The following is a 14,828-nucleotide window of genomic DNA, read 5'->3' as shown; positions in this document are numbered from 1 at the left end:
CATGCTCAATCAGAAAAAAATACTTCTGGGAGTTTCTGGTGGTATTGCTGTTTATAAAGTGAGTGCTCTGGCAAGTAAATTGACGCAGCTTGGAGCAGAAGTGAAGGTTATTATGACAGAAAGTGCAACCGAATTTGTTACACCGTTAACCTTTCAAGCTTTGACGAGAAACCCGGTATATACGGATACCTTTGATGAAAAAAATCCAAAGAAAATAGCCCATATTGATTTAGCCGATTGGGCGGATATTGCAATTATTGCACCGGCAACAGCAAATATTATTGCGAAATTAGTTCATGGACAAGCTGATGATATGCTCTCGACAACAATGCTGGCTACACAGGCAGACGTATATATTGCCCCGGCAATGAATGTTCATATGTATGGACATCCTGCTGTCATTCAAAATATGAAGCAGCTTGAAAAGTGGGGTTATCATTTCATCGAGCCGGGTGATGGTTATTTAGCCTGCGGATATGTTGGCAAAGGCCGCCTGGAGGAGCCGCAGGAAATTATCACTGCAATGGAACGTCATCAGCAGAAAGCACTTGATATGCAGGGGCAAAAAGTACTTATATCTGCCGGACCGACAAAGGAAATGATTGATCCGGTCCGTTTTTTTACGAACCGTTCCTCAGGAAAGATGGGCTTTGCCTTAGCTGAAGCAGCGGCTGAACGCGGTGCAGATGTTACGTTAGTTGCCGGACCAGTTACAATAGATGCACAGCACCCCGCTATTACGCGAATTGATGTGGTTTCTGCCGAGGAAATGTATCATGTGATGAACGACCAGTTTGCAGACAAGGATATTGTTATTAAGGCTGCTGCCGTAGCAGATTATCGCCCGAAAGAGGTACATACCTCAAAGATGAAAAAACAAGAGGGCGATGATGTCATCACTTTAGAACGAACAAAAGATATCCTGAAAAAACTTGGTGAAAGAAAAGAAAATCAATTTCTGGTTGGATTTGCTGCCGAAACAGATACCCCTATTGAATATGGATTAGGGAAGCTGAAAAAGAAAAATTTAGATGCTATCGTTGTCAATGATGTCAGCCACAAGGGTGCAGGATTTGAAGGGGACACGAATATTGTTACCTATATTAATAAAAAGGAATCTGTCACTGATTTGCAGCAGGCGACAAAAAAAGAGATAGCTGTACAGCTTTTAGACTGTATTTTACAAGATATGAAGGATGATTCCATTTGAAAATTGCAAGTGTCATAGTTGATGTTCCATCAAGTGCAACAAATCAAACATACGATTATCTGGTTCCAGAGAGATATCATGAAATAATTACTCCTGGTATGCGGGTCACTGTACCTTTTGGACCGCGGAAAATCATGGGATTTGTTGTACAGCTGAAGAATGAGACAAACTTAACAAAATTAAAAGAACTGCATGAGGTTTTAGATATCACACCTGTATTGACAGAAGAGCTGCTTCAGCTTGGCAAATCTGTAGCAAAAAAAACGCTTAGCCTGTATATTACTGTGTTTCAGACAATGCTGCCTCAAGTATTAAAATCACAGTATACAAAAGATTTAGTTCGAGAGACAGATGAATTCCTCAGTCCTGAATTAGAAGATTTATTTGCAGGAAGAGAGTCGATACCCTTCGAAGAATTTACAGCATCTTCTATCAGCTATTATTATTTACAAAAACAAATAGAAGCAGGGCATATCACTATTTATTATCATGTGAAGTCGAGAATTACAAAAAAAAAGCAGACAATGGTCCAGTTAGATGTTTCAGAAATGCATGCTATGGAGGCACTGGAGGATTTATCGAAGCAAGCAAAGAAACAAAAAGAGCTAATCCAATATTTTATAGAAAATTCGGAGCCGATTGAACAGGCGAAATTAATTCAAATCATGGGCACCTCATCACAGACTGTTAAAGCATTAGTGTCAAAAGGGATTGTTAAGACATTTCAACAGGAGGTATTCCGCGATCCCTATAAAAATCAGTCTATTGAACAAACAGAAGCCTTCGAGCTTACGGATGAACAGGCTGCTGCTATGGATCCAATTATCGCATCTATAGATGAAAAAGAGGATAATGTATTTCTATTGCACGGTGTGACCGGAAGCGGTAAAACAGAAATATATTTACAATCTATTCAGCATGTGATTTCAAAAGGGCAGGAGGCCATCGTTCTTGTCCCGGAAATTTCGTTAACACCGCAAATGGTCCGCCGCTTTAAAGGCCGCTTTGGGTCAAATGTAGCTGTAATGCATAGTGGGCTTTCCGCTGGAGAAAAATATGATGAATGGAGAAAAATTCAGCAGAAACAGGTTCAAGTTGTTGTTGGAGCTCGTTCAGCGATATTTGCTCCATTCTCCAACATAGGTATTTTTATTATTGATGAAGAGCATGAAACAACATATAAGCAGGAGGATCAGCCAAGGTATCATGCCCGGGATGTAGCGATTGAACGGGCGAATAGTCATCATTGCCCCGTAGTGCTGGGCAGTGCGACTCCTTCTTTAGAAAGCTTTGCCAGAGCTAAAAAGGGAGTTTACAAGCTTTTAACGCTCAGCCACCGTACAAATTATCAGCAAATGCCAAGTGTAGAGATTGTTGATATGCGCAAAGAGCTGCATGCAGGAAACCGGACAATGTTCTCTGCCTCTCTGATGGAGAATATGAAGGCTTGTATAGAACGAGGAGAACAAATTGTCCTGCTGCTGAACCGCAGAGGCTATTCCACATTTGTGATGTGCCGTGATTGCGGGCACGTATCTGAATGTCCACATTGTGACATTGCTTTAACCTATCACAAGAACAGCCATCGACTTAAATGTCATTATTGCTCTTATGAACAGGCAGTTCCTGAAAGCTGTCCATCCTGCGGGAGTGATTCTATCCGGTATTTTGGAACAGGGACGCAAAAGGTAGAAGAATCCTTGGCAAAGCTTTTACCGGAAGCCCGTGTGATTCGAATGGACGTGGATACAACCAGAAAAAAAGGAGCACATGAAAAATTATTAAAACAGTTTTCTGAGAAGAAAGCTGATATTTTATTAGGGACGCAAATGATTGCAAAAGGTCTTGATTTTAAGGATGTCACCTTAGTCGGCGTTCTATCTGCAGATTCGATGCTGCATCTTCCTGATTTCCGTGCTTCGGAGCGTACTTTTCAATTATTGACACAAGTGAGTGGAAGAGCAGGAAGACATGAGCTTACAGGAAATGTGATTGTTCAGACCTATACACCGGAGCATTATAGCGTGACCTACGCTGCAAAGCATAATTTTCTTGATTTTTATCAGCATGAAATGGCCGTTCGGAAAGCATTTCAATATCCACCGTTTGTATTTCTTGTGCTGATTACTGTGTCACATGAAAATCATGTGCGGGCAGTCCAGGTTACAGGAGAGATTGTTAAGCAGCTTAGTGAGGTTGTATCTCCGGGTACAACTATCATGGGACCAACGCCTTCTACTATTGCACGGATAAAAGATAGATATCGATACCAGTGCATGATAAAATACAAGAATGAACCGGAATTAATAAGTTATTTAGAGCATATTCAATCGGCTTATGCTGATGAGATTCGAAAACAATCTTTGCAGCTGTTTATTGATATGCAGCCCTATTACATGATGTAAGGAAATGAGGTAAGTATGATGAAACGGATCGTTTTTATGGGGACGCCGGATTTTGCTGTCCCTGTTTTACAAAAAATAATTGAAAATAAATATGATGTAGTTCTTGTTGTTACGCAGCCGGACAGACCTAAAGGAAGAAAGAAAATCATTACTCCTCCACCGGTTAAGGTGGAAGCTTTAAAGCATGGGATAGAAGTATTTCAGCCAGAAAAGCTAAAGAATGATTTCCAAGCACTTGCAGATGCCAAACCGGATTTGATTATCACTGCAGCTTATGGGCAAATTCTTCCTAAAGAAGTGCTTAAGATAGCACCTTTTGGGGCAATCAATGTCCATGCTTCCCTGCTTCCTGAGCTGCGTGGCGGCGCACCAATTCATTATTCTATTATACAGGGTAAGAATAAAACAGGAGTAACGATTATGTATATGGCAGAAAAATTAGATGCAGGTGATATCCTTACTCAGGTGGAGGTAGAGATAGAAGACACAGATCATGTTGGTACACTGCATGATAAGCTGGCCACCGCCGGTTCAGACTTGCTGATTGAAACATTGCCTGACTTATTTGCAGATAAAATAACACCAAAAAAGCAAGAGGACGAATTAGCAACCTTTGCATCAAATATAAAACGTGAGCAGGAAAAAATTGACTGGGATAGACCAGCAGGTGAGATTTACAATCAAATAAGAGGGCTTCACCCCTGGCCGGTTGCATTTACAACCTATGAAGATAAAGTAATGAAAATCTGGTGGGGAGAAGAAGTTTCTGAGTCAAATTCAACAAGCCCGGCAGGTGAAATTATAGCCAAGGATAGTGAATCCTTTACTGTTCAGTGCGGGAAACAAACAAGTATTAAAATAAAAGAAATTCAACCTGCCGGAAAGAAACGTATGAAAGTAAAAGATTACTTACAGGCTTCACAGGACAGGATTCAAATTGGTGTAATACTAGGAGAATAATATAATTATGAAATATCAATTGAGACAAACAATGCTCGACATTCTTATTCGGATTGAAAAAGATAAAGGTTTCAGCAATCTGCTTTTAAATCATGAATTACAGCAAAAGGATTTGAACGAAAAGGATAAAAGATTACTGACAGAGGTTGTTTATGGAACTGTACAGAATCAAATAACGATTGATTACTATATATCGCATTTTATGAAAAATAAAAAGAAATTAGATTTATGGGTAAAACAGCTTTTAAGAATGTCTGTTTACCAGATGGTTTATTTGGAAAAAGTTCCAGATCACGCAGTGGTTCATGAGTCTGTTGAAATTGCTAAAATCCGAGGACATAAGGGAATAGCTTCATTTGTAAATGGTATATTACGCAGCATTCGACGTAACGGTCTTCCAGATTTAACTTTAATAAAGGACCCTGTAGAGCGGATTTCGATAGAGACAAGCCATCCTGTATGGCTTGTTAAAAGATGGACAGAAATGTATGGCAAGGAGCGGACAGAAGCAATGTGCCGCGAGAATTTAAGGCATTTTCCAATGTCTATCCGGATTCAGCCTATGAAAATGGATCGTGAAGCTGTTATGGAGCAATTAGAAAAGCAAGGCTTTACTGTAACTGCATCACAGTTTTCACAGCAGGGCATTCTGATTCAAAAAGGAAATATATTTAAAACGAATCTGTTGCAGGAGGGATTTATAACCATACAGGATCAAAGCTCTATGCTTGCAGCAGAGTCCTTAAAGCTAAAGCCGGGTATGAAAGTGCTGGATACTTGCAGTGCTCCAGGTGGAAAAGCTACGCACATTGCTGAAAAAATGGCGGATCAAGGTGAAATTCATGCCTATGATTTGCATAAGAAAAAAGTGAAATTGATAGAAGAAAAGGCAGCTGTATTGGATTTGCATGCTATATCTGCTTTTCAAGGCGATGCCAGGAACCTTTATGAGCAGTATGAAGAGGAGAGCTTTGACAGGATTCTTATCGACGCCCCTTGTTCAGGATTAGGTGTTATTAATGGGAAGCCTGAGATTAAGTATGAGAAGCGGGCGTCTGATATTGAACGGCTTGCAACGGTACAACTGGATATTATCCAGTCTGCAGCCAAACTGCTTAAGCCTGAGGGGCTGCTTATTTACAGTACTTGTACAGTTGATAAATTGGAGAATAATCAAGTTGTTCAAACATTTTTAGAAAATAATCCAGCTTTTAGCATAGATTTCTCGTTCAGGGAAGAGCTTTCCGAACCATTACAGCATGCTCCAGGCTGGTCGCCGGAAGGTTTACAGCTGTTTCCTCAGGATTTTCAGACAGATGGATTTTTCCTTACACGGATTAAGCGGAATAAGTGAGCAATTCTTATTAAGGAAAATCGGCCGTGAATACCAAGCTTCAAACGGATAGTGGATAATTTAAGCCCTTTTATAGTTAACGCATATGAAAGAAGTTTAAATATATTATTCAACTTGTACACTGCATAGTTTTATTATGCGGAAGATTGTGCAATAATTAAGGATAGAAATATTTATTCAAAAAATGAGAAATTCGTAATAACATTTTTATTGAAAAGCACTTAATAACAAAGTAATAATAAATGTTTGAAAAGGATATATTTGGATCTGTAAAGGGGGGAGCAGCTCTTGGAAGGGCTTTTCTTAACGCATTGCGGCCAAGTTCGCAACCATAATGAAGATGCAGGCGGTATTTTTGAAAATAAAACCAGCCAGCCCATTGCGATTATAGCTGATGGCATGGGTGGTCACAAAGCCGGGGATGTAGCAAGTATGCTGGCTGTGGAAAATATGAAAAAAAGATGGGAAGAAACAGAAACAGTTCAAAATCCAAACGATATTGAACAATGGCTTCAAAATATAATAAAAGAAACGAATGAGCAAATTTTTCGGAAATCTCAAGAAAACAAACAACTGGAAGGAATGGGAACGACACTTGTTGCTGCAGTTATGTCAGGCAGTTCGCTTACCATTGCCCATATTGGAGACAGTCGTTTGTACATTGCCAGAGGCGAGCATGTTGAACAGGTGACGGAAGATCATTCCTTTGTTAATGAGCTTGTTAAAAGAGGCGAGATAACAGAGGGGGACGCTGAAGTTCACCCCTATAAAAATTATATTATCCGTGCGCTAGGAACAGAGGCTCAAGTGGATACAGACATAAAAACTCTGACATGGGATGCCGGAGATCGATTATTATTATGCTCAGATGGTTTATCTGATAAGCTGAGTCAAACTGAATTAGCACAATTTATTACAGCAGATAAAGGGATGAATGAGATAGGTCAAGAACTTATTGATTTAGCGAACGAGCGCGGTGGAGAAGATAATATTTCGCTTATATTAATAGCACATGACGGTTCAGACTCGGAGGCAGGTGAACCTGCATGAAAAAGGGACACTTATTAAATGACCGTTATAAAATCGAAAGAAAAATTGGCGGAGGAGGCATGGCGAATGTCTTCCTTGCCAGAGATACTATTCTTGACCGTGATGTAGCAGTTAAAGCATTGCGGACTGACTATATCCATGATCAGGAGTTTATTGCCCGTTTTGACCGTGAGGCACAATCTGCAAGCTCTCTTTCCCACCCGAATATTGTAAATATCTATGACGTGGGTGAGGAAGACCAAACACTGTATATGGTTATGGAATATGTGGAGGGAATGACTTTAAAGGAATATATCCAACAATTTGGACCAGTAGAGGTTCCACTTGCTCTGGATATTATGAAGCAGATTTCTTCTGCGATTGCACAGGCACATGAGAATGATATTATTCATCGTGATATTAAGCCTCAGAATATATTAATTGATCGTTTTGGCCAGGCAAAGGTAACAGACTTTGGGATTGCTATGGCTCTTAGTGCTACAGCATTAACACAAACAAATTCTATTTTGGGTTCTGTTCATTATTTGTCACCAGAGCAGGCTCGGGGCGGTATGGCAACAAAAAAATCCGATGTCTATTCTTTAGGGATTGTACTATTTGAATTATTAACAGGAAAGCTTCCTTTTTCCGGACAGTCTCCTGTGTCCATTGCTTTAAAGCATTTACAAAATGATACGCCGTCTGTTAAAGAGATTAACCCGGATATCCCGCAGAGTGTGGAGAATATTGTGTTACAGGCAACAGCAAAAAATCCATTTTACCGCTATGCGGATGTCTATCAGTTTGAGGCAGCTCTGGAGACGGCACTTTCACCTGAAAAATTAAATGAAGAGCCATTTAAGATTCCGGATGAAGATGGCGATGAGACAAAAGCAATTCCGATTATTACAGATGAAGATTTGTCTTCGGAGGATGAAGCAGGCCAGACAATTGTCCATCAGGCAGATACGGAACCGACAAAAAGCTACCCTGAAGAAAGTAATGAGAAGAAAAAAAATAAGAAAAAGAAGGATAAAAAGAAGCCTTCCAGTAAAAAGAAAAAAATAATCTGGATTTCTCTGATCTTACTATTGCTTATTGCTATCGGCACTGCTGCTATTGTGTATGCTATGCAGCCAAAAGATGTTACGATAGACGATTTTGTCAATCAGCCGGCTGATGAGGCGAGAGATGCGCTGGAAAGCCAGAACCTGATCGTTGAAATAGAAGAGGTCAATTCGGATGAGGTTGAATCAGGATATGTTGAAAGAACAGATCCTGTTGCCGGAAGAACGGTCAAAGAAGGGGCAACGATAACCCTGTTTGTCAGCCAAGGGCCTGAACAAGTGGAATTTGATGATTATGTCGGAGAAGATTTTGAAGAAGTTAAAACACAGCTGAATCAGGAAGGATTTGACGATATCACGCCATTTGAAAGAAATTCTGATCAGCCGGTGGGTGAGATTATCTCCCAAGTCCAGCCGGATCCGGGGGCATCTGTAGTGCCAGCTGATACAAAAGTAATTTTTGAAGTCAGCGCTGGACCAGAAATGGTGAGCCTGAATAATTTGACAGGAATGAATGAAGAGGAAGTAAAGGCTTATTTAGATCGTAATGAATTAAGCATAAATCAACATGAGGAGCATTCCGATAGTGTCGAGGAAGGGCTGGTCAGCAGTCAATCTCCTGAATCCGGAACGGAGGTAGAAAAAGGATCAACAGTAGATGTTTATCTCTCTCTTGGACCGGAAGAAGAACCGCCGCGGTCTCACTCTGTTTCTTTTACGGTTCCGTACACATTGGATGAAGAAGACCCCGGAGCTGGAGAAGAATCATCTGGTGATGAAAATAATGAAGAAGATCAAAATGATGAGACAAACGAAGAAAATACCGATGATGGAAACGAAGACAGTGAAAATACAGATGAAGGAAATGAAGAAGATACTGAAAACCAGGAGTCTGGAGAACAAATAGTCCGAATTTATATCGGTGATGCCAATAACGACATCTCAGATGTATATGAAGAACAGACCATCACAGAAGATACAGAGGTAAGGTTTACACTGACCATTGCACAGGGAACTGATGCAGAGTATCGAATTACCAGAGATGATGAGGTAGTTGCTGAAAGGACTGTATCCTATGAGGGAGAGGAAGAGTAGATGGCAGTAGGCAGAATTATTAAGGCATTAAGCGGCTTCTACTACGTACAGTCAAATGAAGGAATTTATGCCTGCAAGGGGAGAGGCCTTTTTAGAAATAAAAAAATCTCTCCGTTAGTAGGTGATTATGTAGAATTTGAAATCCGTAACGAAGATGAAGGTTATATTATGAAAATAAAAGACAGGTCGAATGAGCTTATTCGGCCTCCTATTGCTAATATTGATCAGGTATGTATTGTCAATGCAGCTACTTCACCGGATTTTAATCCGTTATTACTTGACCGGTTTCTTGTCCTTGTAGAGTCCAAGCATATTCAGCCTTTAATTTTTATTACAAAAATGGATTTAACGACACCTCAGGAAACAGCCAAAATTCAGGAATATCAAGCAGCCTACCAGCATATTGGCTATGAAGTGAAATTATTATCTTCGAAAGAGCCTGAGTGGATCTCTGAAGTAATACCTTATTTCAAAGATAAAGTTTCCGTATTTGCTGGCCAGTCCGGAGTAGGGAAATCAACCCTGTTAAATACGCTCGATCCTAATTTGTTTATAGAAACGGCGGAGATTTCTAAAAGTCTCGGGAGGGGCAAGCATACAACAAGACATGTTGAGCTTTTGACAATCGGAGAAGGTCTTGTAGCTGATACACCAGGATTTAGCGCATTAGAGTTTTCTGATTTAGAGTCCGAGGATTTAGGTGTTTGTTTTCCGGAAATAAGGCTTCATATGTCAGATTGCAAGTTCAGAGGCTGTCTGCATGATAAAGAACCTAAATGTGCCGTTAAAGCAGCTGTTGATGATGGTACTATAGCTGAATTCCGATATAATCATTATTTACGTTTTTTGGAAGAAATTAAAACAAGAAAGCCGAGGTATTAATGATGACAAAAATAGCACCTTCTATTTTATCAGCGGATTTTGCAAAGCTTGGAGAAGAGATTAAAGAGGTGGAGAAAGCCGGAGCTGATTACATTCATGTTGATGTGATGGATGGACATTTCGTTCCTAATATTACAATCGGTCCTTTAATAGCAGATGCCATTAAGCCAATTACGAATTTGCCGTTAGATGTCCATTTAATGATAGAAAACCCGGATGCATATATACCGCAATTTGCTAAAAGTGCTTCCATCATCACCGTTCATCAGGAGGCATGTGTACATCTGCACCGGACATTACAATTAATCCGTTCTCATGGTGTAAAGCCGGGAGTAGTAATTAATCCGGGAACACCGGCAGAAATGATTAAACCTGTTTTAACAGAAGTGGATCTTGTATTATTAATGACAGTAAATCCAGGCTTTGGAGGTCAATCTTTTATTAAAGAGGTAGTTCCTAAAATTGCTCAAATTGCAGCATGGCGTGAAGAAATGGGCTTGGATTTTGAAATTGAGATTGATGGAGGAGTTAATGAGGAAACTGCTCCTATCTGTACCGAAAATGGTGCAGATGTATTAGTTGCTGGAAGTGCTGTTTTTAATCAGAGTAATCGAAAAGAAGCTATTGACTTGATTCGCAAGAGTGCGAAGAAATAATGAAACGTGTTGGCATTGTGGGTAACGGTCCTAAAGGGCAACTACCCACTCTTTTAGACTATCAGGAAAAAATGGATTTTTGGATTGGTGCTGACCGGGGAGCGCTTTATTTAGCAGAACAAGGAATAACTATTGACGTCGCACTGGGAGATTTTGATTCTGTCTCTGAAAATGAGTACTCTATAATCGAAAAGTATGCAAAGGTTTTTGATAAACATCCAGTGATGAAGAATCAGACAGATTTAGAGATTGCTATTGATATGGGAATAGAGAAAGAAGCAAGTGAATTTTATCTTTTTGGTGTAACCGGAGGCAGACTGGATCATGCATTAATGAATATTCAATTGCTATATCCATTATTAAAGCAGGGAAAGCGTGCTGTTATTATTGATCAAGGAAATTATATGGAAATGTTTGAACCAGGTGTTTATTCCATTGAGCCTGAGGGATATTCCTATATTTCTTTTTTATCATTTACTCCGGAGGTTGCCGGATTAACTTTGTCAGGATTTTTATATCCATTAGAGAACCAGACTATACATTGGGGATCTTCTTTATGCATATCTAATGAGCTTAGTCAAAAAAAAGGTACTTTTTCTTTCTGTAAAGGCATACTAATACTAGTAAAGAGTTTTGATGCAGTTTAACTAGAAGCAAACAGGATGGTTAAACAGGGAGGGCCTTTATAAATGAAATTCTATACGATTAAGCTTCCTAAGTTTGTAGGCGGGTTTGTAAAAGTCATCATTGGTGTATTCAAAAAAGAAAAGTAATAGTAAACGAGCTTTTGTCACAGATGGCAAAAGCTCGTTTTTTAGGATAGGTTTGACCAGACAACAAAAAAACACCATGTAATTATGGTGTTTTTAGGGCATATGCACATATTTTCGTATATTATACACGTTCTACTTTGCCTGATTTTAATGCACGAGCAGATACATATACTTTCTTCGGTTTTCCATCTACCATGATACGTACTTTTTGTACATTTGCTTTCCAATTACGCTTGTTGGAATTCATAGCGTGAGAACGTTGGTTACCACTACGTGTTTGGCGTCCAGTTACAACACATTTTCTAGCCATGCTATTCCCTCCTTACATTCCAAAATCAGTATACCACTAACTTAATTTATCATAACTCACCCAATATTGCAATTGAATCTTTTTATTATCGCAGGAGAAGCTAAAGCAAATAGATTTCAAAACATTTTATTTTACTCTTTTGAAATGTTTTTTTGTTAAATAAGTAACTCTACTTTCGCACCTAAAAAATAACTTGCTTATCGTAGTGATAGGTACTGATCATTCCTTCCATCTATCTCTTGACAAAGCATAAACTCTTGCCAGAAAGAAGGTAACATGTAAGGCCACCGCTGCGGTGGACCGTTTTTCTTTCCCGGGGGTATACTCTTCAGCTAACTCTTGCCAAGAAGAGCACTTGGCAAAAGTGGATCTTCAGATGATGCTAATCCCTCAGGAGTTAAAACGGTCCCCCTTCGCTAGCAGGGGATTCTATACTGTTTAATACAACGGAGCAAATAGAATTTAGACCAGTAAAGAACATCTTTTTCGTGGTGCATATAAAAAATGTCCCGTCACGATTACTTGCCCCATCGAAAACATTTGTACGTCAGAAAGCGTAGTGGTTGGTTGCAGGAGCTATACACAATCTCCATTTCAATAGTAAGATGATTTAACAAAATACAAGCAGGATAATGAAGAACATGTTCATCCTGGGATGGTAAGGCATAGATGTTTATTCTCGGGTGCGAAAGTTGAGTAAGTAATAAAGAAAAATTGCTTGACAGATGAATAAAAATAATCCATTGTAATAGTGGAGTTTTTCTTCATGAAAAAAACTTATAGGGAATAGCGGAGACGCAGGTTTCCCGATTCTCGCAGGCTTACTTTTAAAATAACAGAGCGTATAGTATAATCTTAAGCATAAATAGTTGAGAAATTGAAAATATCAAGACGTAAAGTCTGAAAAGATGATACTATAAATTATTTGATGAATCATAATTCGTAATAAAAGGAGCTGTAGTTATGTCAATAGAGTTACATACAAACGATGGACTCGTTACGATAACAACAGATGTTATTGCAACAATAGCTGGTGGAACAGCTGTTGAATGCTATGGAATTGTAGGAATGGCTTCTAAAAGCCAAATTAAAGATAATATTGCAGAGATATTGCGTAAAGAAAATTATTCCAAGGGAATTGTTGTTCGTCAAGAAGACGGAAAGCTACATATTGATTTGTACATTATTGTAAGCTATGGGACAAAAATTTCTGAAGTGGCGCATAATGTCCAATCACAAGTGAAATATACGCTTAGTCAATCTCTTGGCTTAGAAATTGATTCGGTAAATATATTTATTCAAGGTGTTCGAGTAGAAAAATAATAGAGCAGAAGGAGGAGAAGATGTGGTAGTCGAGAAAATTGATGCGGCGTTATTATCGCAGATGGTGCTGACAGGAGCATACCATCTTTCAAATAATGCACAAAAAATTGACGCTTTAAATGTATTCCCTGTTCCTGACGGGGATACCGGAACAAATATGAATTTAACAATTACTTCTGGAGCAAATGAAGTGAAAAAACTGGATACTGATAAAGTTTATGAAGTTACAAGTGCATTTGCAAAAGGACTATTGATGGGAGCCAGAGGAAATTCCGGTGTTATTTTATCACAGATTTTTCGAGGCTTTGCAAGAGCGTGCGAAGGTAAAGAAGAACTCTATGTGAAAGATTTTGCCGAGGCTTTCGAAGGCGCTGTTAATACAGCTTATAAAGCAGTTATGAAGCCTGTAGAAGGTACGATTTTAACCGTAGCAAAAGACTCAGGAAACAAAGCAGTTGAAATCGTAGATCATGATTTAGATATCATTGAATTTATGGAAGAAATATTAAAAGAAGCAAAAGCATCATTAAAGCGTACACCGGACTTATTGCCAGTTCTAAAAGAAGTAGGTGTAGTTGATTCTGGTGGACAAGGCTTAGTGACCATCTATGAAGGATTTTTGGCTGCTTTAAAAGGAGAAGAGCTGCCGGAAGAATCTGATGCTGATAATAAAATGGAAGAAATGGTTAACGCTGAGCATCATAAAGTAACACAGGACTTTATGAATACAGAAGATATTGTATATGGATACTGTACAGAGTTTATGGTGAAATTAGAGGATGAAAAATTAAAACAGCACCCATTTGATGAAACGGCTTTTCGTAATGAGTTAAGCGAATGGGGCGACTCCCTTCTGGTTGTTTCTGATGAAAATATTGTAAAAGTCCATGTACATGCAGAATCACCGGGGACATGCTTAAACCTGGCCCAGCAGTACGGCAGCCTGATTAATTTAAAAATCGAAAATATGCGTGAACAGCATACAGCTATCGTTGGAGATAAAAATGAAAAGCAAAAAGAAAAATCTGCTTACGGCATTGTTACTGTGGCAATGGGAAATGGGCTGAAGGAGCTATTTGAGAATCTTGGAGTTGCAGTGGTAATTGAAGGTGGACAAACAATGAACCCTAGTACAAAAGACATTACTGATGCGATAGAAAAAGCAAATGCTGAAAAAATTATTATTCTTCCTAACAATAAAAATATCCTAATGGCAGCCGAGCAGGCAGCCGAAATGGCTGGTGACCATGTCAAGGTTGTACCGACAAAAACAATCCCTCAGGGTATTAGTGCTATGCTTGTTTTCCATCCAGAAGCATCTTTAGATGAGAATAAATCTGCTATGGAAGAAGCAGGTAAACAAGTACGAAGCGGGCAGGTCACTTATGCAGTAAGAGATACTCAAATTGATGGGATTGATATTGCTAAAGGACATTTTATGGGGATAGATGAGGGTAAGATTGTAACAACACATAAGGATAAACAACAAGCAGCCCGGGACCTTATTGACAAAATGATTTCTGATGACAGCGAGATATTAACAATTCTTTCAGGAGAAGATGTATCAGAAGAAGAGGTCGAGGCGTTAGAATCCTATGTAGAAGAGAAATACGATGAACTGGAAGTGGAAGTTCATCAGGGAGAACAGCCAATCTATTCTTATATATTTTCTGTTGAATAAGGATAAAATTAAAATGTTTGAAGGTTGGGAGAAATGCTCCCAGCTTAAAGAATAGTTTATAACCTTTTTAATCGATACAAAGC

General features: G+C 39.1%; 13 protein-coding genes. 12 read left to right on the top strand and 1 reads right to left on the bottom strand.

Going from position 1 to position 14,828, the window contains the following annotated elements; all coding sequences use genetic code 11:
• Nucleotide 1 precedes the first annotated feature (1 nt).
• From coaBC to spoVM, 10 genes are all read left to right on the top strand, one after another.
• Nucleotides 2–1,210, top strand: coding sequence for a bifunctional phosphopantothenoylcysteine decarboxylase/phosphopantothenate--cysteine ligase CoaBC (gene coaBC, locus MKY30_RS21325; RefSeq protein WP_341085325.1), 1,209 nt, complete (start codon nucleotides 2–4; stop codon nucleotides 1,208–1,210).
• Nucleotides 1,207–3,615 (top strand): primosomal protein N', encoded by a 2,409-nt coding sequence (gene priA / locus MKY30_RS21320; RefSeq protein ID WP_341085323.1) that lies wholly within the window; start codon nucleotides 1,207–1,209, stop codon nucleotides 3,613–3,615. Before coaBC ends, priA begins: the two co-directional genes overlap by 4 nt.
• 18 nt (nucleotides 3,616–3,633) lie before the next feature.
• Nucleotides 3,634–4,575 carry a methionyl-tRNA formyltransferase gene (gene fmt / locus MKY30_RS21315; protein WP_339282392.1) on the top strand — a complete coding sequence of 314 codons (942 nt, stop codon included), beginning with the start codon at nucleotides 3,634–3,636 and terminating at the stop codon, nucleotides 4,573–4,575.
• 7 nt (nucleotides 4,576–4,582) lie between these two features.
• Nucleotides 4,583–5,929, top strand: coding sequence for a 16S rRNA (cytosine(967)-C(5))-methyltransferase RsmB (gene rsmB / locus MKY30_RS21310; RefSeq protein ID WP_341085322.1), 1,347 nt, complete (start codon nucleotides 4,583–4,585; stop codon nucleotides 5,927–5,929).
• 288 nt (nucleotides 5,930–6,217) lie between these two features.
• A complete protein-coding gene (locus tag MKY30_RS21305; protein WP_147209585.1) occupies nucleotides 6,218–6,979 on the top strand; it encodes a Stp1/IreP family PP2C-type Ser/Thr phosphatase in 762 nt (253 codons plus the stop codon).
• Nucleotides 6,976–9,120: a Stk1 family PASTA domain-containing Ser/Thr kinase gene (gene pknB, locus MKY30_RS21300; protein WP_341085319.1), complete on the top strand. Its 2,145-nt coding sequence runs from the start codon at nucleotides 6,976–6,978 to the stop codon at nucleotides 9,118–9,120. The genes MKY30_RS21305 and pknB overlap by 4 nt, the downstream gene beginning before the upstream one ends.
• Entirely contained in the window at nucleotides 9,121–10,002 is an 882-nt protein-coding gene (gene rsgA / locus MKY30_RS21295) for a ribosome small subunit-dependent GTPase A (RefSeq protein WP_341085318.1), read from the top strand.
• A gap of 2 nt (nucleotides 10,003–10,004) precedes the next feature.
• Nucleotides 10,005–10,658 carry a ribulose-phosphate 3-epimerase gene (gene rpe / locus MKY30_RS21290; protein ID WP_147209682.1) on the top strand — a complete coding sequence of 218 codons (654 nt, stop codon included), beginning with the start codon at nucleotides 10,005–10,007 and terminating at the stop codon, nucleotides 10,656–10,658.
• Complete coding sequence (locus tag MKY30_RS21285; protein WP_147209582.1) at nucleotides 10,658–11,305, top strand: thiamine diphosphokinase; 648 nt, start codon at nucleotides 10,658–10,660, stop codon at nucleotides 11,303–11,305. Before rpe ends, MKY30_RS21285 begins: the two co-directional genes overlap by 1 nt.
• 42 nt (nucleotides 11,306–11,347) lie before the next feature.
• Complete coding sequence (spoVM, locus tag MKY30_RS21280; RefSeq protein WP_042535106.1) at nucleotides 11,348–11,431, top strand: stage V sporulation protein SpoVM; 84 nt, start codon at nucleotides 11,348–11,350, stop codon at nucleotides 11,429–11,431.
• A gap of 121 nt (nucleotides 11,432–11,552) precedes the next feature.
• On the opposite strand, the gene rpmB is transcribed toward spoVM, so the two are convergent.
• A complete protein-coding gene (rpmB, locus tag MKY30_RS21275; RefSeq protein ID WP_010649390.1) occupies nucleotides 11,553–11,741 on the bottom strand; it encodes a 50S ribosomal protein L28 in 189 nt (62 codons plus the stop codon).
• A 963-nt stretch (nucleotides 11,742–12,704) separates the two neighbouring features.
• Between rpmB and MKY30_RS21270 the strand changes: the two genes are divergently transcribed.
• Together MKY30_RS21270 and MKY30_RS21265 are read left to right on the top strand one after the other, a co-directional pair.
• Nucleotides 12,705–13,064: an Asp23/Gls24 family envelope stress response protein gene (locus MKY30_RS21270; RefSeq protein ID WP_339282388.1), complete on the top strand. Its 360-nt coding sequence runs from the start codon at nucleotides 12,705–12,707 to the stop codon at nucleotides 13,062–13,064.
• A gap of 22 nt (nucleotides 13,065–13,086) precedes the next feature.
• Nucleotides 13,087–14,745: a DAK2 domain-containing protein gene (locus MKY30_RS21265; RefSeq protein ID WP_339282387.1), complete on the top strand. Its 1,659-nt coding sequence runs from the start codon at nucleotides 13,087–13,089 to the stop codon at nucleotides 14,743–14,745.
• Nucleotides 14,746–14,828 lie beyond the last annotated feature (83 nt).

The sequence above is a fragment of the Oceanobacillus sp. FSL W8-0428 genome, from assembly GCF_038004405.1.
GTDB lineage: Bacteria > Bacillota > Bacilli > Bacillales > Amphibacillaceae > Oceanobacillus > Oceanobacillus sojae.
This window is presented reverse-complemented; position numbering and strand designations above follow the sequence as displayed.

Coding starts and splice junctions, on each gene's coding strand:
- coaBC (WP_341085325.1), top strand. CDS start 2: ATGCTCAATCAGAAAAAAATACTTCTGGGAGTTTCTGGTGGTATTGCT.
- fmt (WP_339282392.1), top strand. CDS start 3,634: ATGAAACGGATCGTTTTTATGGGGACGCCGGATTTTGCTGTCCCTGTT.
- rsmB (WP_341085322.1), top strand. CDS start 4,583: ATGAAATATCAATTGAGACAAACAATGCTCGACATTCTTATTCGGATT.
- pknB (WP_341085319.1), top strand. CDS start 6,976: ATGAAAAAGGGACACTTATTAAATGACCGTTATAAAATCGAAAGAAAA.
- rsgA (WP_341085318.1), top strand. CDS start 9,121: ATGGCAGTAGGCAGAATTATTAAGGCATTAAGCGGCTTCTACTACGTA.
- rpe (WP_147209682.1), top strand. CDS start 10,005: ATGACAAAAATAGCACCTTCTATTTTATCAGCGGATTTTGCAAAGCTT.
- MKY30_RS21285 (WP_147209582.1), top strand. CDS start 10,658: ATGAAACGTGTTGGCATTGTGGGTAACGGTCCTAAAGGGCAACTACCC.
- spoVM (WP_042535106.1), top strand. CDS start 11,348: ATGAAATTCTATACGATTAAGCTTCCTAAGTTTGTAGGCGGGTTTGTA.
- rpmB (WP_010649390.1), bottom strand. CDS start 11,741: ATGGCTAGAAAATGTGTTGTAACTGGACGCCAAACACGTAGTGGTAAC.
- MKY30_RS21270 (WP_339282388.1), top strand. CDS start 12,705: ATGTCAATAGAGTTACATACAAACGATGGACTCGTTACGATAACAACA.